The following is a 19,275-nucleotide window of genomic DNA, read 5'->3' as shown; positions in this document are numbered from 1 at the left end:
AGTCACGATGCTTGTATCACTAAAAGAGTTGCTGCCACAGGCGGCAGATTCAAACTACTCGGTACCGTGTTTTAACGTGTTTGGCTATGAGGATGCACGCGCGGTGGTCGAAGCGGCAGAGACCGTTGATAAGCCGGTAATCCTAGCCTGCAATAAAGATGTGGCTGATTTCTATGGTGTTGAGACCGCCGCGGCGATGTTTCTTACTTTGGCGCGCGATGCCTCGGTTCCTGTGTGCCTGCACCTTGATCACACCTACGAGGAAGAGATTGTTTTTCGTGCCCTTAAGGCGGGATTTAGCTCGGTGATGTTTGATGGTTCACAGCTGACACTGGAGCAAAATATTGATCGAACCCGCAAAGTGGTTGATGTCGCGCATGCCCTCGGCGCATCGGTAGAAGGTGAGATCGGATCGGTGCCGTATGATGAAGGCCGTGATCATATCAAATCGATCTACACCGAGCCGGAAGATGCGCAGCGTTTTGCACAGGAGACCGGCGTAGACGGCGTCGCGATATCGGTAGGTAATATTCATCGCTTGACTGAACCCACCAGCAGTATTGATTTTGGTCGTTTGGATCGTATTGCCAGCTTGGTCGAAACCCCCCTAGTGATCCACGGCACTAGTGGGATCCGTGACGAAGACATTATCAAGCTTAAGCAGAGTCGTGTCTCTAAGTTCAATATCGGCACCTGTTTGCGTCAGGCTCTTGGTCATAATCTAAGAAATTATATGAATCAAGAGCAAGATAAGTTTGACCGTATCTACTTCATGCGTAAAGCAATGCCACATGTTAAGCAAGAAGCACTGCGCAACTTTGAGCTTTTATACTAAAAATGCACACCCCCCTCAGTTGGGGGTGTCGTTTACCCAATGCGTTCGGTATGATTGGGGGAGAACAATTAAACGATGGAACTTGATGTGACAACACCTCAAGACTTGGACAGCCTCAAAGAGGTGATCTCCAAGCGTTATCAGGGACTGAGTGGTCGCCTGCAACAGGTCGCGGATTTCGTGACTGAGCAACCGATGTTGGTTGCCGTAGAAACCATGGCAACGATTGCCAATCAAGCCAGTGTCCCCCTTTCTACCTTAAGTCGATTCGCTAACGCGATGGGCTTCGATGGTTTTTCATCGATGCAGGCCCTGTTTCGTGAGCAATACCTAAATCGCCCACGAGATTATAAAGAGCGGGTGCGCAAGGCTCGGGAGATGGAAGATGTCCCCCAAGATGCGCCCCAGGCGATTTTTCAAGACTTTGGTCAGGCGAATATAGAAGCGATTGAACAGTTACAGATATCGGTTTCTCCGTACAAGCTTGAGCGTGCGGTGAGTTTGATGAACAAAGCTGAGACGATTTATATTCAGGGAACGCGACGCGCTTACCCGGTGGCATTTTATCTCTGGTATGCACTGATGAAGTCAGATAAGAATGTCGTGCTTCTCGATGATCACGGTGGAATGCTATCTCCACTGACACGCCGTATGAGTGACAAAGATGTTTTGTTTGCGATTACCTACAATCCCTATGCACAAGAAACCAGTGACCTGATCGACGAGGCATGTCAGCGCGACGTCCCGATTGTTTGTATTACTGATAATCAAATGACGCCGCATGGTAGCAAAATGGCGGTGTGCTTTGAGGTGCAAGAAGGCGATCTAATGGGCTTTCGTTCCCTGAGTGCTTCCATGTATCTGGCTCAATCACTGGCGGTGAGCCTGATTTGTCAGGAAGTAAAATAAAAAACAACCAGTGACTTCGAGACGCAGACTTCAGAGCCTATATAAAGGAGATCCCTGAGTGAGTTTGCTCGGATCGTTTCCGACTGAGGTCACTTAGGTATGCTGGTCACCCAAGTTTTAAGTAGTCTAAACAAACGACAGTGTATATAAACCCTGCCGCTGAACTTTTTTATGCAATTAGAGTATTAACTAATACTGAGCTGCATCTTGATTTGTAATATTTGCTTACAAATGCCAATGATCGCGCCTTTAACTCCCCCGTAGAAATCTCAAATCGATGTTGAGCATGGTTCTATTACGTAGGTTACATGGTCAGCACATCGGTCGATGTTGCAAAACGAGCTTTGGCAGGGAGGAGTTATGAAGCAATGTCCATTTTGTTATTGTGAGTTAGTTTGTCGCAGTGGCATCAAGGTATGTCCGAGAAATGAAATTGGTGATTGTCGCTATGATGCGTACGCCCAACACAACCAATCAGCATTACTCCGGCCTCGTAACGCAATCAGGTTTGAAATGAAGCTCGGTGCAGCTCAAATGCAAGAAAAGGCTTAGGAAAACACTCAAATAAAATGGACAGGGAAATCACTGTCCATTTTATTGATATAGTCTGCAAACAAGTCATTGATTAAAATAAGCATTTACACAAAACTGCTCGAACCTCGAACCTCGAACCTCGAACCTCGAACCTCGAACCTCGAACCTCGAACCTCGAACCTCGAACCTCGAACCTCGAACCTCGAACCTCGAACCTCGAACCTCGAACCTCGAACCTCGAACCTTAATGTGTCATCCGCGTGATCTTATCAATCAATATGTCTTTCTTAATCGGCTTGGCTAGGTAAGCATCCATTCCCATATCGAAACAGCGCTTGATATCGTCATCCACCACGCTGGCAGTAAGGGCAACGATAGGCGTGCGTTCAAAACCAAACTCGTTCTCTAGCAGGCGAATCTCTGATGTTGCAGTAAAGCCATCTTTGTTGGGCATCATACAGTCCATCAGGATCAATTTGTACTTGTTGCCAGCTTCAATTAGATCGACCGCCTCTTGGCCATCATTGGCGATATCGTATTGGTAACCCGCATTCTTGAGATGTGTCCCTGCAACCTTCTGGTTAACCTTGTTGTCCTCAACGAGCAAGATTTTTTCTGGCGCTGTACTTGGTCCTGTATTCGGTGCTGACGCTTCGGGAGCGGCAGAGGCGGGTTCTGGTTTACTCTGCACCACGAGGTTGGGCTCTTCGGTGATCAAGCGCTCGATTTTGTCTCGCAGTAGGTCGGATTTGAAGGGTTTGGGCACATAGTCATCCATGCCACACTCGAAGCAGTACTGGATATCGTCGTCAACGACACTAGCAGTCATGGCGATGATTGGCAGCTTATTGTGATTAGTAGTTTGCTCCCAAGCGCGAATTTGTTTGGTCGCCTCAAAACCATCGAGCACTGGCATCATACAATCCATAAGCGCAAATAAGTAGGCGGGGTTGGATTTGACCATATCAACCGCTTCCTGACCATTGTTGGCAATATCGCACTCGTAGCCCATCTTGCGCAGCGCCAGTTGCGCCACCTTTTGATTGACCTTGTTATCTTCTATTAGCAGCGCCTTGGCGAGAGCTATCTCTGGCTTCGCATCCGTCGTCGTCGCTGCCGTGTACGCAGATGGTGTTGCCGTTGAGCAGATGCGTACGGCTTTGATCAAACGATTACCCAGCAGTGGATAGCTGACCAAACCATCAATCAAGTTGCCGTAGTCATGCTGTGATTGGCCATAGCGACGCACTAGGCATATCTTTGGTTGCGCGAACCGTTCGCGGAGGCTCTTACAATCGGCGAGTGTCTGGTTAAGCTCTGATTGGCACAGAACCACCACACAGTTATCGTGCAGATCACTAACGGCCGCGGTGTTTTTATACACCTTGAGGACATCCACATCGTAGTACTGGAATTCTTGCACTAGCCCCTCGGTCATATTGCCATCTTGACTGACCAAGATGACCTGCAACTTGCTTTGTTCAACGGCGGGTGAATAAGTTTGGTCAATCACCTCCAGGCCAAGCTCAAAGTAAAAACGACTGCCGTGTCCCTTTCTTGAATCAAGCTTGATTTGCCCACCCATTAACTCGATCAATTGAGTACTGATAGCCAGCCCCAACCCAGTACCACCGAACTGACGCGTGGTCGAATCATCTTCTTGGGCAAAAGGCTCAAAGATGGTGGCTTGCTTTTTCTCGTCGATACCAATACCAGAGTCAATCACCTCAAACTCGATCATCGCAAGCTTGCCGTCCATGCCATTGACTTTGGCGCCAATCGTCACCCCACCAGTTTCAGTAAACTTCACGGCGTTTGACATAAAGTTCATCAGCACTTGGCGCAGGCGGTGATCATCAATCATGATCCGATAGGGCAGGCTGGGATCGATATCGACATTGAGTGTGATCTCTTTTTCTGTGGTTTTCGGTGCTAAGATCGAGGCGATATCAAACAGCGTCTCGCGAATCGTGGTGTGGTGATGGGCGATCTGCAGCATGCCAGATTCGATCTTAGAGAAATCGAGGATGTCGTTAATAAGACTCAAGAGTAACTGTGATGAGGTTTCAATCGTATCGACATAATCGCGCTGGGTGGCGCTAAGCTCGGTGTCGGCGAGTATCTCAGAGATCCCAATAACACCATTGAGTGGCGTGCGGATCTCGTGTGACATGTTGGCTAAAAAGCTACTCTTGGCTTTACTGGCAAGGATCGCTTTATCTTTCGCTAATTCGGCTTCTTCCTTGGCGCTGATAATCCGTTTTTGGTTGTCTATTCGCTCTTTGGCAAGGTGATCCACTTTGGCGGCGAATTTACTCAGTTCATCCGCACCGGGGACTTTGACCTCAATATCGGCATCTGGAGATCGTTCAATTTGCTCAAGAGAGCTGAGGATATATTTCAACTTGGAGGTAATGCGGTGCGCAAGACTGATCCCAATCACCAAAACAATTAAGGTTACAAAACCAATGCTGGACAAAAATAGATTGCGCTGAGTATTAAAGTCCGCGACCAGTTGTGAGATTTCGCCCTTAAGCTGCTCCTCAATCGCACTCGCCACGCCAGACAGTAAGTTAAGCCTTCGGTCCAGCGCAACAAAGCCCTGTTTTAGTTCAGAGTCAGAAATAGGCGTTGTCGCCCGAGTATCGAGTAAGCGTTGGCGAAAATCATTACTTTTGATAAAGGCTTGATTGGAGAAGGTAGTCAACAGTAGCTTGACTTGTTCTTCATCGGCATTTATGGCCACGAAGCGTTCGATATACAACTGCTGCTTCTCAAGATAAGCAAGCAGCATGTCATGATGATAGGGATCACTGAGGATGTCGGAAATCTCATTATTGCTGACATCATCGATCAGCATGTGTGTGTGCCAGTTTTCTTCAGATGCCCAAAACAGTAACCACTCCAGCTGATAGAGCGCCTGTTGGTGGCCCTCGACGGTCGACAAGCCACTATGGATCGGCTCTTTTTCTAGCATTAAAACCAGTTGCTTGTAGATATCAGCCATCCAGTCGGAGAGTTCAATGATTTCTTCAGGGTCAGTGGAAATACGAATCGAACGTCCGGTTTCTTTAAGGTCTGCCACAAGCTCTCTAACCAAGATCTGCTCTTGACTTGGGAAGGTGTTCGGGATCAAGCCCTGAAGGTCAGCAAAGGCAAGTTCCAACTGCGCTGTCTCTTGGTTAATCCGCTCTTGATGAGTAGCCTTGTAAATGGTCGAGAGGTTTTCGATAAAATTGACACCACTCTCGATGGTCTGCAAGCTAGTTAACTGCTTATCGAGGACACTGATTTGCCGAGTAGCGAGAAAAATCACTAACAGTAGTGGCAGTGACAGGCCAATCAGAAGTTTTGTTTTTACCGAGTAATTATTCAGCCAACCTAGTATAGATGTCATGATTTCACCTAATTTTTCATTATGTAGGCAAACTAGTAGACAAATAGGGGATATCAACTCAAACGAAATGGCGTTCTGTAGATTGAGGTGACTTATTTCAGCCGCAAACTTGACGCAGCAATCAGTATCGGGTTTACTCTCCGGCCCTTATTTTTCAACACAAGGTTTCCTCATGGCAATAGGTTTTGATTACGGCACGGCAAACTGCTCAGTCGCTCAGCTTGAGCAAGGCATGGTAAAGCAAATCCCGTTGGTTGGAGATCAACGCTACGTGCCATCGACCTTGTGTGCACCAAACTCTGAGTCCGTGTCTGAGTTTCTGTTTCGCTGCTGTGATATTCAACCAGCAGACAGTACCGGCGAGGCGCTATTACGCCGCGCAATTAAGGTCAATCGTGAAGAAGGGCTAGAGATCCAATCTGATGACCTTAAATTTGGCCATGAGGCACTTGATCTCTACCTGGAAGATCCGCGCGATGTTTATTACGTCAAATCGCCAAAGTCTTTTCTCGGCGCAATGGGTCTGCGCGATATGCAACTCGCGTTCTTTGAAGATCTAGTGTGCGCGATGATGGTCAACATCAAGCAGCGCACAGAGCGCCACCTACAACACTCTGTTACCCAGGCGGTGATCGGACGCCCTGTGAACTTTTTGGGACGTGGTGGGGACAAGTCTAATATCCAAGCGGAAGGGATCTTGCGCCGAGCGGCGAATCGCGCAGGCTTTCGTGACGTGGAGTTTCAGTTTGAACCGGTAGCTGCTGGCCTCGAGTTTGAAGCGAGCCTTAATGAAGACAAAAACGTACTGATCGTTGATATCGGCGGTGGTACCACAGACTGCTCGATGATCCAGATGGGTCCATCGTGGGCCAAGCAGCTTGATCGTAGCGCTTCGTTATTGGCGCACTCAGGGCAGATGGTTGGTGGTAATGATCTTGACATCTACACCGCATTTAAGTGCTTTATGCACGAGTTTGGTATGGGTACCAAGCGCCAGTCGGGTCTCGATATCCCAATTATCCAATTCTGGAATCCAATCGCGATCAGCGATGTTCAGGCGCAGCGTAGCTTCTACGCTCACGAGAATGGTGCCGTGTTAAAGCACATCCTGCGAGAGGCTAAACAGCCAGAAAAAGTCCAGCGTTTGCTGCAGCTGCATAATGAGACTTTGGGCTATAGTGTGATTCGCGAAGCGGAAAAAACCAAGATCTCCCTCGGAGACCACGAGCACTACCAAGCCAAAATCAATTTGTTGTCAGAGGTGTTCGCAGTGGATGTGACGCGTGAGCGCCTAGAGGAAGCGATTGTTCCACCTACTAATAAGATTAAGGCCTTGGTCGAAGAAGCCGTCACCCAAAGTGGCATCAAACCAGACACAGTATTTATGACAGGCGGCTCAGCACGCTCACCCATCTTAACCAATGCAGTCAAAGCCGTCGTCGGCGATATCCCAGTCGTGCGCGGTGATTTCTTCGGCTCAGTCACTTCTGGCTTAGCACGTCGAGCTGACATGATCTTCAAATAAAAAAGGTACGAGGTTCGAGGACACTTCGTTTCGAGGAGCGAGGAGGCCTCCCCTAGCGGCAAACTCCTCGTCCCCCGAAGGGCGAAGCCCGTCCTCGCACCTCGAACCTGTATTTTTAGTGTTTGCGGCTAGGCCCGTTGCGCACCAAATCTTTACCGTTTTCGTAGACCTCAGCCGATACCCAGCGGCCTAGCAGAAGCTGGTGCTTGCTGTCCAGAACTGCAACAAACGGTCGGCCGTCAGTATTGGTGGTCGCAAGCGCGATGCCTGCGACATCAGAAAGGCCAAGTGCGCCACTTTCTATAGTGATAAGGAAGCTTTCAAGCTCTTCTATGGTATCAATTACCTTTGGATCGTCGATCATGATGATTCTCTGAATTGTGTTGCTGTAGCGCTAACTATACTCGTATTCACACCTGCTGACACATCCAATCGTTTTGATTGATTAGAAACAGGCCAATCAGTCGTCCTCATTGCTGCCTTTTACATCAAAGTCGATTCGCTGTGCGCCGTGGAAGATCTGAAACCTTAGACCCTTGGCTCTGGCGATGGTGATAATGCCAAATTGCTTAGCTAGGTCGAGACCCATTTGGGTTACGCCTGAGCGTGAGAGCAGCACGGGTACACCCATCTGCGCCACTTTAATCACCATTTCCGAGGTGAGGCGTCCCGTGGTATAGAAAATTTTATCCTCGCCGCTTTCTTGTTTGAGCCACATCTCCCCGGCTAAGGTATCGACCGCATTGTGCCGGCCGACATCCTCGACAAAAGACAGTACCTGATCCCCCTTGCAGATGGCACAACCATGCACCGCACCGGCTTTTTTGTAGGTGTCATTAAAGTGAGTAAGCGCCTCTAATGCGGTGTAGATCTCGGATTGTTTAAGTGTCACCTGTGGCACTTGGTAGCCTTCAAGCTGCTTCATCACGTTGCCATACATGGTGCCTTGGCCACAGCCAGAGGTGACAGTTTTTTTCTTTAGTGCCTCTTCAACCTGTCCTACATCTTCTTTAGTGATCACAGCAGCTGAGCTGGTTTGCCAGTCGATGATCACTGATTCAATCGCATCGGGATCGTTGATAAAGCTCTGATTCTTCAGATACCCCAAGACTAAAGCATCAGGTCTTGAGCCGAGTGTCATCAGCGTGACGACTTCTTTCCAGTTCAGCATCACAGTGAGAGGGCGCTCACAGGCGATTTGCTTGGTGATGACTTCACCATACTCGTCGTAGACGTCGACCTCGATGGTTTGCATCGGGTTGTCGCTGGTTTTGATGATATGGGGGTTACTCACGCCGAGCTCCTTGATTTGTAGTTGTTTTTGTATGGCAGTCGAAACTAACTTCTCTGTTATTAAGCAATGCTTGTTCCAATTTTGTCAATCAGGCAATAGATTGAGAGTAGGCACTGTTTTTGCTTTGAATACTGATTAACTATCTACTTAACTTTATTTGGGCTTACTTCGTAAACCGATCAGTTTAAAAACAGATCAGTTAAAAAGCCTATCATTTAAAAATGTCACCGATAAACATTCAATATTAATGGCACAGCGACTATGGAATCGTCACAATCCCCTAACACACATACCGAGCAGAAAACGGAAACCCTGTGGCCACTAGGCTGTCAACTGGAATCGAAAGCGATCCAGGCCAAGTTCTGGTCGACGTTACAATGGCAACTGAACAGCTTTGATCTCCATCCTCAGCAGGGCCACCCATTCCCTGTTTATCTCGAGCTGTTTAAGGATGAGCGTACCGACTATCGCTTTAACTTAAGCTCACACCAGCCAAAGTTATTTGTCGTATTGGAAGATGGCAGTGCCGAGGTGCCGGCTATCGTCAGTATCACGGCCTCGCAAAGTGTTGCGGCGCAGTTTATGGATGGCGATTATCAGGTGTTATCGAGCGATATGCCGCTGCCGATCCAAGCGTGGATGGAGGCGTTTATCGGTCGTCATGGCGAGCTGATTGAAGAGCGAAAGAACAAGAAACGAAAGGGAGCAGGTCGTTCACGTGAGCAATAGTTTTTTATCACGCTGGTCACAGCGTAAAGCCGAGCAGGAAGCGCTCAAGTCGGTCACCGATGGGCAAGAGAGCGTCGATGAAGAGACAAATCCTGAGCATGACGGTGAGGCGCGTCTTGATGACCAAGAGGAGCCTTCAGATGTTTTGGATGACACTACTTTAGAGCTAGGCGCGGCTGAGGAGCCTGCGTCAGAGTCGCAGGATGATGCGTCGGCGATAGACGTTGCAGACAGCGAGCCTCCCACCGTTGCCGAGTTACTGGCAATGGGTGCCGATGCCGCAGTGAAAAAGCAGGCACTGCGCAGCCTGTTTTTAAGTGGTGAGTTTTCTGAGGTGGATCGCCTCAACGACTATGACCATGATTACAAAGCGGTGAAGTCGCTCTCCAGTGAAGTGGTACAAAAGCTGCGAGATTGGATGCAAGAGGAGGTCGAATCAGATATTGATGATGAGGGTCAAGCTCAGGCTTTTGAGATAAATGACACCGAGGTTAATGACACCAGGGCACTGAACGACACCGAGCAAGCAATGGATGATGAGATTGGTGATGCAAATAAAGACTCAGAGATTGTCGCGGAGAAATATGAAGATGGGGCTCAGTCACCGGAACAATCGGTCTCTGATACCCAACAAGCCGACCTAGATCACGCTCAAGGCGTAGATGTGCGACAAAATAACCCAACTTCCGACTCAAAATAGCATAGGGTCATTTTGTCCATGAGCCTCGTCACATAGGTGAGACAAAATGTCTCTATCGACTGTTGCGAAAATGAAATAGGTCATTTTGACGTTAGCGCTGTCAGCAGTGATTGATGCGAAAGCCCCCAGAAAATGGGGGCTTTTTTATTTCAGGGTTAAGCCCGTGATATTGGAATGGTTATTGCTGTTAACCAGTTTATAACTAAAAAAACACGATGCGATTGCTATGTTGCGATTGCCTTGATGGAACGAGAGCAATGCTGAAAAATATACTCCAACAAAGCCAAACGGTGAATGGCAAAGCGCGGTTGTATGCGATTGAAAACACAGTTGAGTTGACCAATTTGATCCCACCGACCGTCAGTTACGAGAGCGGGGGACATACCCTGTTAATCGGACCAACCGCGATCATCACCAGCACCGCTGACCAGCTAGCGCAGATGAACTCACTCACGCTTCTTTCCACCGATGGTGAGAAGAGCGATGATTCGCGCGTGTTTTACACTCAGTCTGTCGCTGTGACAGGCTTTTTAGGCGCATTTGAAGTGCAGGTTGAAAGTGGCTTGGTGACAACGAATCTCGCTCAAGTAGCCATCGGCGCCGATCGCTTTGATGTGGTGCTCGACCTTTCGCTCAACGGCTGTATGAGCGAAGAGGTACCCGTGCCGGGTTACTACCCTGTCGGGCGAGGCTATCCTAAATTGGCGGATGCACTGGAAGAGATCCCAACCTTGATGGGCACCTTTGATAAGCCCAAATATTTCCGACTCGATAACGATAGCTGTGCCCACAGCTCTCGCGGTGTCAAAGGCTGTCAGCGCTGTGTTGATGCCTGTCCAGCGGGCGCGCTGAGCAGTGAGGGCAATGACGATATCGGTTATCAAATAGAGGTTAACCCATACCTGTGCCAGGGCATTGGGACTTGCGCAACCTCGTGTCCAACAGAGGCCATCTCCTACGCTCTGCCGAACCCCACCGATACGCAGAAGTTTATCGAGCGCACGCTGCACAACTATGCTCAAGCGGGTGGCAAGGATCCGGTGATCCTGATCTGTAGCAGCCGTCATGAGAGCTATAACGCAATGGCACTGCAAGCACTGCCGGATCACGTGGTGCCGATTGTGGTTGAAGAGTTGCCATCGGTTGGGATTGATTCTTGGTTCGCCGCGCTAGTCAATGGTGCCAGTCAGGTACTGTTTGCCGCCAGTCGCCATATGCCAGAGACAATCTTGCGTGTACTCAACAATGAGGTGGCAGTAGCGCAGGGCATGCTAGAGCAATTGGGCCTTGAGCGCGATCGCATCGATATTCTCTATCTTGAGACTCTGCGCGATGAACTGCCCAGTCTCGATTACCCAAATCTTAGTCTCAACTTAGGCGACCTTGCCGGCAACAAACGCAGTCGCTTGTTTGTTGCCCTTGATGCGTTAGCCGAGCGCTACCCTGCCAAAGAGGCCCAAGTACTGCTGCCGCAGACCGCAGCTTACGGCACGCTGGCATGCTCAACCAAAGATTGCACCCTGTGTATGGGCTGTGTGGCTGTGTGCCCAACCGCAGCCATTCAATCGCCTGGCGATTCTCCCGCGCTGCAATTTACTGAGCAAGACTGCATCCAATGCGGCATGTGTGAAAAGGCCTGCCCAGAAAATGCACTGACACTGACCCCGCGCATGAACTGGGATAAAACCGAGCGTCAGAGCGTGCAGGTGCTGCATCAAGACCAACCTGCTGAGTGCTTGCGCTGTGGTAAGCCATTTGCGCCTCAGTCGATGATCACCATGCTGCAGCAAAAGCTAACGGGTCACTCTCAGTTTACCGATGACGCTGCGATTCGCCGCATTGCCATGTGCGAGGACTGCCGCGTTATCGATGTATTTGAAGGCATGGCGCAAGATCCCACTAAGCAGTTGGACTACTAATAGGAGCCAGATGTGGACAAGCAAACAACACTGAGAACTGACATCTACTTATTGATCGCCAGTTTAATGCGTCAAGCACCGAGTCGCGAGCAGTTGCAGTTTCTCAGTCAATTAGAGGTTGAGCCAAGTGAGAGTGCCATGCAAGCGGCATGGCTTGGGGTGATCTCAGCCGCCAAAGTGCAGTTGGCTCAAGAAGACAGCCAGTCACGATTAGAACAAGAGTACCAAGAGCTGTTTATCGGCATTGGTCGTGGTGAGGCGATGCCGTTTGGCTCATGGCATATCGCTGGTGCACTAATGGAAAAGCCGCTTGCAGAGCTGCGCCACGACCTGGCGTTGCTCGGTTTTGAGCGGGCTGAGAGTGTGAAAGAGCCAGAGGACCATATCTCGGCGATCTGCGAGGTGCTCGCGCTGCTCTCAGAGCAAGATGAGCGTCAACAACAGGTGATGTTTAACAAACACCTTGCCCCTTGGTATCAGTCACTGATTAAGCAGATTAATCAGGCAGCCAGTGCGAACTTTTATCTCGCTATCGCAGCGCTGATGGACGCCTTTTTTACCCTCGAGCAGGTGCGTTTTAGCGACGCAAGCGCTCATCACAAACAAGGTCAGAAAATCGAAGTGAAGAATATCGTTGATACGCTCTAGTCATATCATCCCAGCGGTTCTTCGAGAACGGCTAGAGCGCGTCCTCTACGATAAGTGTAAACACAAGCCAAAAATAAAAACCTCAAAGAAACGAGAAGGTATACGGGAAGGAAGCAACCCATGAAAGACAAAGATAAAGTCAATACCAGCCGTCGGGACTTACTTAAGGGCATCACTGCCGCCTCCATCGCAGGCGCGGTTGTGGCCGGGGCCACCCAGGCTGCCCATGCTGACGAGAGCACGCCAGCTGACGTCAAGCCAGACAAAAAGACTGGTTACCGAGAGACTCAACACGTTCGTGATTACTACGACACCCTATAGGAGCGATGACAATGAAGTTAACTAAACGCTCAGATAGCGTCACCAAGGAGCAAAATCAGCTCGGTGTCAGCCGTCGAGCCTTCATGCGAAATACCTCTATTGCCGCCGGTGGTCTCGCCGCAGGTAGCGCGCTGTTTGGACCTAAGATGATCCAAAAAGCGGAGGCGAAGGTGGTCGACCCTGATGCAAAAACCGAAATCAAGCGCACCATCTGTACTCACTGCTCAGTTGGTTGTGGTATCTACGCCGAGGTGCAAGATGGCGTATGGACAGGCCAAGAGCCGGCGTTTGATCACCCATTTAATGCCGGTGGCCACTGTGCCAAAGGTGCCGCATTGCGTGAGCATGGCCATGGTGAGCGCCGCCTCAAATACCCAATGAAATTGGTTGACGGTAAGTGGAAGAAGCTCTCTTGGGACGAAGCGATCGAAGAGATCGGCAACAACGTGCTCAAGATACGTGAAGAATCAGGACCGGACTCGGTCTACTTCCTTGGTAGTGCTAAGCACAACAATGAGCAGGCGTACACCTTCCGCAAAATGGCCTCGATGTGGGGCACCAATAACGTTGACCACCAGGCGCGTATTTGTCACTCCACCACAGTAGCAGGGGTAGCCAACACCTGGGGCTACGGGGCAATGACCAACTCGTTTAACGATATGCACAACTGCAAATCGATGTTGTTTATTGGTTCAAACCCGGCCGAAGCCCACCCAGTGGCGATGCAACATATCCTGATCGCCAAAGAGAAGAACAACTGTAAGATTGTTGTTGCTGATCCGCGTCGTACGCGTACTGCCGCGAAATCGGATCACTACGTCTCACTGCGTCCCGGTACAGATGTGGCGTTTATCTGGGGTCTCTTGTGGCATGTGTTCGACCAAGGCTGGGAAGACAAAGAGTTTATCCGTCAACGCGTGTTCGGTATGGATGAGATCCACGCTGAAGTGGCGAAATGGACCCCAGCGGAAGTTGAACGCGTGACCGGCGTTGCGCAGGCTGATGTCTATCAAACCGCCAAGTTACTGTCTGAAAACCGTCCTGGTTGTGTGGTTTGGTGTATGGGGGGTACCCAGCACACCACAGGTAACAACAACACCCGTGCTTACTGTGTGCTTGAGCTTGCGCTGGGTAACATGGGTAAATCGGGTGGCGGCGCCAATATCTTCCGTGGTCACGATAATGTGCAGGGCGCAACCGACCTTGGCGTATTGTCGCATACCCTGCCAGGTTACTACGGTTTGGCTGAGGGCTCATGGAAGCACTGGGCAAATGTCTGGGGCGTTGATTACGAGTGGCTGAAGAATCAGTTTGACCAGACCGAGTATCGCGGCAAGAAACCGATGCTCAACATGGGTATCCCGGTGTCTCGCTGGGTTGATGGGGTATTGGAAGACAAAGACGCCATCGAGCAGAAAGACAATATCCGCGCCATGTTCTATTGGGGTCATGCGGTGAACTCGCAAACCCGCGGCGTCGAGATGAAAAAGGCGATGCAGAAACTGGATATGATGGTGATTGTTGACCCGTATCCAACCGTGGCTGCGGTAATGAATGGTCGCACCGACGGCGTCTACCTGCTGCCTGCAACAACTCAGTTTGAGACCACAGGTAGTGTGACTGCCTCAAACCGCTCATTGCAGTGGCGCGATCAGGTGATTGAGCCGTTGTTTGAGTCGAAATCAGACCATGAAATCATGTATCTGCTGTCGAAAAAACTCGGTTTTGCCGATCAGCTGTTTGCCAATGTTAAGGTTGAGAATAACGTGCCAGTGATTGAAGACATCACCCGTGAGTTCAACCGCGGCATGTGGACGATTGGTTACACAGGCCAAAGCCCAGAGCGCTTGAAGCAGCACCAGCAAAACTGGCACACCTTCCACAAAACCACCTTGGAAGGCGAGGGTGGACCGGCCGATGGTGATACGTATGGCTTGCCATGGCCATGCTGGGGCACCCCAGAGATGAAGCACCCAGGCACACATATCCTGTATGATACCTCGAAAACGGTGGCTGATGGTGGCGGTAACTTCCGTGCTCGCTTCGGTGTTGAATTTGAGGGCAAGAACCTGCTGGCTGAAGACAGCTATTCACTCGGTTGTGAGCTTGAAGACGGCTACCCAGAGTTTACCGATAAGCTGCTGAAAGCGCTTGGCTGGTGGGGCGATCTGACCCCAGAAGAGCAAGCGGCGGCCGAGGGTAAAAACTGGAAGACTGACTTGTCTGGCGGTATCCAGCGTGTGGCGATCAAGCATGGCTGTATTCCGTTTGGTAATGCTAAGGCGCGTGCGATTGTATGGGCGTTCCCTGATCGCGTGCCATTGCACCGTGAGCCACTCTACACACCACGTCGTGACTTGGTTGCTGACTACCCAACCTGGGATGACAGCGAGTCCATCTACCGCTTACCGACCCTGTACAAATCGATTCAGGACCAAGACAAGTCGGCTGAGTACCCAATCATCTTGACCTCTGGTCGCTTGGTTGAGTACGAGGGTGGTGGTGATGAAACCCGCTCGAACCCTTGGCTGGCAGAATTGCGTCAAGAGATGTTTGTCGAGGTTAACCCGCGCGATGCCAATGACTTAGGCTTCAAAGATGGCGATATGGTCTGGGTTGAAGGGGCCGAGAAAGGACGGATCAATGTTAAAGCTATGGTGACGCGTCGCGTTAAACCAGGCATGGCATTTATCCCATTCCATTTTGGCGGCAAGTTCCAAGGCGAAGATCTTCGTGGTAACTACCCTGAAGGCTCGGATCCTTATGTGATTGGTGAATCTGCCAATATTGCGACCACGTACGGTTATGACCCAGTGACGCAGATGCAGGAAACCAAAGTCACCCTATGTAATATTCGCAAGGCTTGAGGAGTGTAGACAATGGCTAATATGAAATTCCTTTGTGACACCAAGCGTTGCATCGATTGCAATGGGTGTGTCACAGCATGTAAGAATGAGAACGACGATGCGCTGCAATGGGGTATCCAGCGTCGCCGCGTCGTGACTCTCAATGATGGTGAGCCGGGTGAAAGCTCGATATCGGTGGCGTGTATGCACTGTACCGACGCGCCGTGTAAGGCAGTGTGTCCGGCAGACTGCTTTGTCCAGACCGACGATGGTATCGTGCTGCACAATAAAGATCTGTGTATCGGTTGTGGCTACTGCTTATTTGCATGTCCGTTTGGTGCACCGCAATTTCCCAAGCAATCGGCCTTTGGTGAGCGCGGTAAGATGGACAAATGTACCTTCTGTGCCGGTGGCCCTGAAACCGAGCCTGGTTCATTGGAAGAGCGTCAGAAATACGGTGCTAACCGTATTGCGGAAGGCAAGCTACCCATGTGTGCCTCGCTCTGTTCGACCAAGGCACTGCTCGCTGGTGATGCCGCTAAGGTATCGGATATCTTCCGCAAACGCGTGGTAGCGCGCGGCGCGGAGGGTGCCGGTTGGACAAGCGGTGAAGACCTGTCATATGACGCGACCAAGAGCTAACGGCGGGGTGAGGTATGATTCAATCTCTTAAATACCTCTCAACAATGCTGCTGTCTTTGATGGCAGCAGTATTGTTGACGCTGTCAATGCCGACGCTGGCTGAGCAGGTTCAGGCCAATCCGCCCGCCTCGGAAAACAGTGTCGCGCAGCGAGAGATGGTGCAGTTAACAGGTGGCCCCGACTTTTGGCGCCAAGTGAGGCAAGGCCAGACCGGAACCACATCATCCCAGTTTCCTGAACACGATACCTTGATCAGTACCCCTGGTCAGGCTTGGTATATCCTCAAAGAGAAGTGGATGTCACCAGCCGGGGCAGTGGCGATCTTTGGCAGTATAGCTATGGTGACCTTGTTCTATGTCGTCGTGGGGCCGATGAAGCTGAGCAAACCCCGCTCCGGGCGTAGGATCAAGCGCTGGACGCGGATGGATCGCGCACTGCACTGGTCGATGGCGTTCACTTTCCTCACACTGGCCTTTAGTGGTCTGATGATGGTGTACGGCAAGCACTTCTTAAAGCCTTATATCCCAACCGATTTATGGGGCTTTATTATCATGCTCGCCAAGCAGTATCACAACTACGTCGGTCCGCTGTTCTACGTGCTATTGATTTGCCTGCTGTTTAAGTGGTGGAGTAAATCGATTCCAAGCAAGGTGGATTTGCAGTGGATGCTTAAGTTTGGCGGCATGTTTGGCAAACACAAAGGCAGTCACCCATCGGCAGAGTTCTCCAATGCGGGTGAGAAGATCCTGTTTTGGATGTTGATCATTGTCGGCAGTGTGGTGGCACTCAGTGGTCTGGTGCTCGACTTCCCAATCTTTGGCCAAACCAGGCGGGATATGGAGCTGTCGAACCTAGTGCATGGTCTATCAGCACTGATCCTGATTTGTGGCTTTATCTTCCACATCTATATCGGTCTATTTGGTATGGAGGGCGCACTTGAGGGTATGGTGACAGGCGAGGTCGATGAGACCTGGGCGAAAGAGCACCATGACCTGTGGTATGAAGAGGTTAAAGACCAGCAGGGTATTGAGCAAACCAAGGTAGAGAGGGCAGCACAGTTAGATGGAGGAGCAAGTAATGAACAAACCTCATAAGGGTATTTGGGCTGCGTACATATTAAGCTGCTTTACGCCGTTTACCTGCTTGATCTCAGGCGTTGTCGCGATTGTCTATGCAGGCTATCGGCTTGATAAAGGTGAAGATGGCGAGGTACTGGACTCTCACTACTATGGTTTGATCCGGACCTTCTTCCTTAACTTGACCTTCTTTGTGGTGTTGATTGTGACTGTGGCGACCTCCAATGGGGTGCTAAAGGGCATTAATGACTACTGGTATCGCAGTCATATCATTGATGATATTGCCTATTACATCCCATACGTGGGAATGTTGATTGCATTAGTGGCAATCCTGCTGTGGTTTGTACGCATGTATAATGGCATGAAATTACTAAAGCAAAATCAACCGTTAAAACAGATAGTTGGGCCTCACCTTTAGTTGAGTGTGAAAAGTTATTAATAAAAAGAGCGGCTTAGGCTGCTCTTTTTGCATTGGAGGTGGGAACTTTTTGCCTAGATTATTAGACAAAAGCTATATACCCGAATGATCTCAACAAGCAGTTCTTGTGAGAGTTGCTTGGTTTGGAGCTAAGGTCCTCGTTAGAGGGGCTTAGCTTTAAATTAGGAGTTATGCATTCTGTATCAACTCGCAACATATTGCGCTTGCAAGTTGGAATGAATCGGAAGATTATGCAACAGTCAGGCGAATAATCGCTTGTTGTATCTGGTGGCAAAGTATCACTAGAACAACTAATTACAATAATTTTATAGAAGTACTATCGGACATTTATGCAACCAAGAAGCAAAATCGCTTTACTCGCCATCGCTGTAGCGCTGGTTGGGTGTGAAAAGCAAGCTGGGGGCCAGCAGGCCCAAGTCTTACCTCTTGTCTCTGCGCAGAACGTAGAAACCATTGAATATCAGCCAAGCAAATCCTATATCGGTCGTGTGGAAGCGGTCGAAGATACGGAGATCACCGCGCAGGTAGCAGGTTATCTACAGCAGCGTCACTTCCAAGAAGGCCAAATGGTCGTCAAAGGTGACCTACTCTACACCATCGAACCGTCCTCTTTTGAGGCGCAAGTCGCAAGTGCCAAAGCCGCCGTTGCTCAGGCCGAAGCTGCGCTGAAAAAAGCCCAGTTGGACTTTGCTCGTGGTAAAGACCTTCTTCCCCGAGGCAGCATCTCACAGTCTGAATTTGATGCGTTAACCGCGGCTCAGCTGGGCGCCGAAGCGCAACTGGCGGCGAGCAATGCGCAGCTTAATCTAGCTGAGGTAAACCTTTCTTACACTGAAATTCGCGCTCCATTTGATGGCCGAATCAGTGATAGTAAGGCAAGTAAGGGTGATCTGGTTTCACCATCATCGGGCGTGTTGACTACACTGGTGAGCCTTGATCCTGTGCACGCTTCTTTCAGCGTCAGTGAGCGCGAGCGCTTGAGCCTTGGTATCGACAAGGTCAAAGGCGATGGCCGCGCTGAAGCGCAGGCGGTGCAGGTTCAGGTTGAGCTGGAAAATGGAGCCACCTTTGGCCACTTCGGCGAGCTAGACTTCTTGGGTAATCGCATTGACTTGCAAACCGGTACTATCGCGATGCGCGCCTTGGTACCTAATCCAGAGCAGCAACTTCTGCCAGGCCAGCATATCAAAGTGCGCCTGCTTGATAGTCAGAAACGTGATGTGGTGGTTGTGCCACGCCGCGCCGTTCAGACTGACCTTGAGGGCAACTTCGTCATGATGGTTGCTGAGGGCGATGTCGCTGAGCGTCGTAACGTCGAGCTTGGTACTCAGGTAGAAGATGGCGTGATCATCTCTGCAGGTGTTGAGCCAAACGAAATGATCATCACTCAAGGTTTGCAGCGTATTCGTAACGGAGTGCCAGTACGTCTACAAGAAGCGCAAGCTGAGTAAGGGGTCGCCA

The 19,275-nt window shown here is 50.2% G+C and carries 16 protein-coding genes; 13 read left to right on the top strand and 3 right to left on the bottom strand.

What is annotated here, in order from left to right:
* The first annotated feature begins 7 nt into the window (after positions 1-7).
* Together ACZ5R2_RS21820 and ACZ5R2_RS21815 are read left to right on the top strand one after the other, a co-directional pair.
* Entirely contained in the window at positions 8-835 is an 828-nt protein-coding gene (locus ACZ5R2_RS21820) for a class II fructose-bisphosphate aldolase (RefSeq protein ID WP_464902528.1), read from the top strand.
* A gap of 87 nt (positions 836-922) precedes the next feature.
* On the top strand, positions 923-1,744 hold the full coding sequence (locus ACZ5R2_RS21815; RefSeq protein ID WP_464919453.1) for a MurR/RpiR family transcriptional regulator: 822 nt from the start codon (positions 923-925) through the stop codon (positions 1,742-1,744).
* A gap of 778 nt (positions 1,745-2,522) precedes the next feature.
* Here the strand turns inward: ACZ5R2_RS21815 and ACZ5R2_RS21810 are convergent.
* Positions 2,523-5,675: a response regulator gene (locus tag ACZ5R2_RS21810; protein WP_464902530.1), complete on the bottom strand. Its 3,153-nt coding sequence runs from the start codon at positions 5,673-5,675 to the stop codon at positions 2,523-2,525.
* 172 nt (positions 5,676-5,847) lie between these two features.
* On the opposite strand from ACZ5R2_RS21810, the gene yegD reads away from it, so the two are divergent.
* On the top strand, positions 5,848-7,200 hold the full coding sequence (gene yegD / locus ACZ5R2_RS21805) for a molecular chaperone (RefSeq protein ID WP_464902531.1): 1,353 nt from the start codon (positions 5,848-5,850) through the stop codon (positions 7,198-7,200).
* Between the two features lie 115 nt (positions 7,201-7,315).
* On the opposite strand, the gene ACZ5R2_RS21800 is transcribed toward yegD, so the two are convergent.
* The gene (locus ACZ5R2_RS21800) at positions 7,316-7,564 is read right to left on the bottom strand and encodes a hypothetical protein (RefSeq protein WP_464902532.1); all 249 of its coding nucleotides are present in this window, start codon (positions 7,562-7,564) and stop codon (positions 7,316-7,318) included.
* A 96-nt stretch (positions 7,565-7,660) separates the two neighbouring features.
* Positions 7,661-8,494, bottom strand: a complete 834-nt coding sequence (locus ACZ5R2_RS21795; RefSeq protein WP_464902533.1) for a formate dehydrogenase accessory sulfurtransferase FdhD — start codon at positions 8,492-8,494, stop codon at positions 7,661-7,663.
* 261 nt (positions 8,495-8,755) lie between these two features.
* On the opposite strand from ACZ5R2_RS21795, the gene ACZ5R2_RS21790 reads away from it, so the two are divergent.
* The 10 genes from ACZ5R2_RS21790 (at position 8,756) to ACZ5R2_RS21745 (ending at position 19,265) form a co-directional block, all read left to right on the top strand.
* On the top strand, positions 8,756-9,223 hold the full coding sequence (locus tag ACZ5R2_RS21790; RefSeq protein WP_464902534.1) for a DUF3305 domain-containing protein: 468 nt from the start codon (positions 8,756-8,758) through the stop codon (positions 9,221-9,223).
* The gene (locus tag ACZ5R2_RS21785; RefSeq protein WP_464902535.1) at positions 9,213-9,923 is read left to right on the top strand and encodes a DUF3306 domain-containing protein; all 711 of its coding nucleotides are present in this window, start codon (positions 9,213-9,215) and stop codon (positions 9,921-9,923) included. The genes ACZ5R2_RS21790 and ACZ5R2_RS21785 overlap by 11 nt, the downstream gene beginning before the upstream one ends.
* A 257-nt stretch (positions 9,924-10,180) precedes the next feature.
* A complete protein-coding gene (locus ACZ5R2_RS21780) occupies positions 10,181-11,842 on the top strand; it encodes a 4Fe-4S binding protein (protein WP_464902536.1) in 1,662 nt (553 codons plus the stop codon).
* A gap of 66 nt (positions 11,843-11,908) precedes the next feature.
* Positions 11,909-12,490, top strand: coding sequence for a TorD/DmsD family molecular chaperone (locus ACZ5R2_RS21775; RefSeq protein ID WP_464903650.1), 582 nt, complete (start codon positions 11,909-11,911; stop codon positions 12,488-12,490).
* Positions 12,491-12,610: 120 nt separating this feature from the next.
* Positions 12,611-12,811: a twin-arginine translocation signal domain-containing protein gene (locus ACZ5R2_RS21770; protein WP_464902537.1), complete on the top strand. Its 201-nt coding sequence runs from the start codon at positions 12,611-12,613 to the stop codon at positions 12,809-12,811.
* A gap of 11 nt (positions 12,812-12,822) precedes the next feature.
* Positions 12,823-15,678 (top strand): formate dehydrogenase subunit alpha, encoded by a 2,856-nt coding sequence (locus ACZ5R2_RS21765; protein WP_464902538.1) that lies wholly within the window; start codon positions 12,823-12,825, stop codon positions 15,676-15,678.
* Positions 15,679-15,690: 12 nt separating this feature from the next.
* Positions 15,691-16,299 carry a formate dehydrogenase FDH3 subunit beta gene (gene fdh3B / locus ACZ5R2_RS21760; protein ID WP_438474894.1) on the top strand — a complete coding sequence of 203 codons (609 nt, stop codon included), beginning with the start codon at positions 15,691-15,693 and terminating at the stop codon, positions 16,297-16,299.
* A gap of 14 nt (positions 16,300-16,313) precedes the next feature.
* Complete coding sequence (locus ACZ5R2_RS21755) at positions 16,314-17,393, top strand: formate dehydrogenase subunit gamma (RefSeq protein ID WP_464902539.1); 1,080 nt, start codon at positions 16,314-16,316, stop codon at positions 17,391-17,393.
* Complete coding sequence (locus ACZ5R2_RS21750; protein ID WP_464902540.1) at positions 17,377-17,793, top strand: hypothetical protein; 417 nt, start codon at positions 17,377-17,379, stop codon at positions 17,791-17,793. The genes ACZ5R2_RS21755 and ACZ5R2_RS21750 overlap by 17 nt, the downstream gene beginning before the upstream one ends.
* Positions 17,794-18,143: 350 nt before the next feature.
* The gene (locus tag ACZ5R2_RS21745; protein WP_464902541.1) at positions 18,144-19,265 is read left to right on the top strand and encodes an efflux RND transporter periplasmic adaptor subunit; all 1,122 of its coding nucleotides are present in this window, start codon (positions 18,144-18,146) and stop codon (positions 19,263-19,265) included.
* Positions 19,266-19,275: the final 10 nt, after the last annotated feature.

The sequence above is a fragment of the Vibrio sabulosilitoris genome (genome assembly GCF_055391395.1).
The sequence above is the reverse complement of the archived record's forward strand: the minus strand, read 5'-3'. Positions and strand labels throughout refer to the sequence as shown.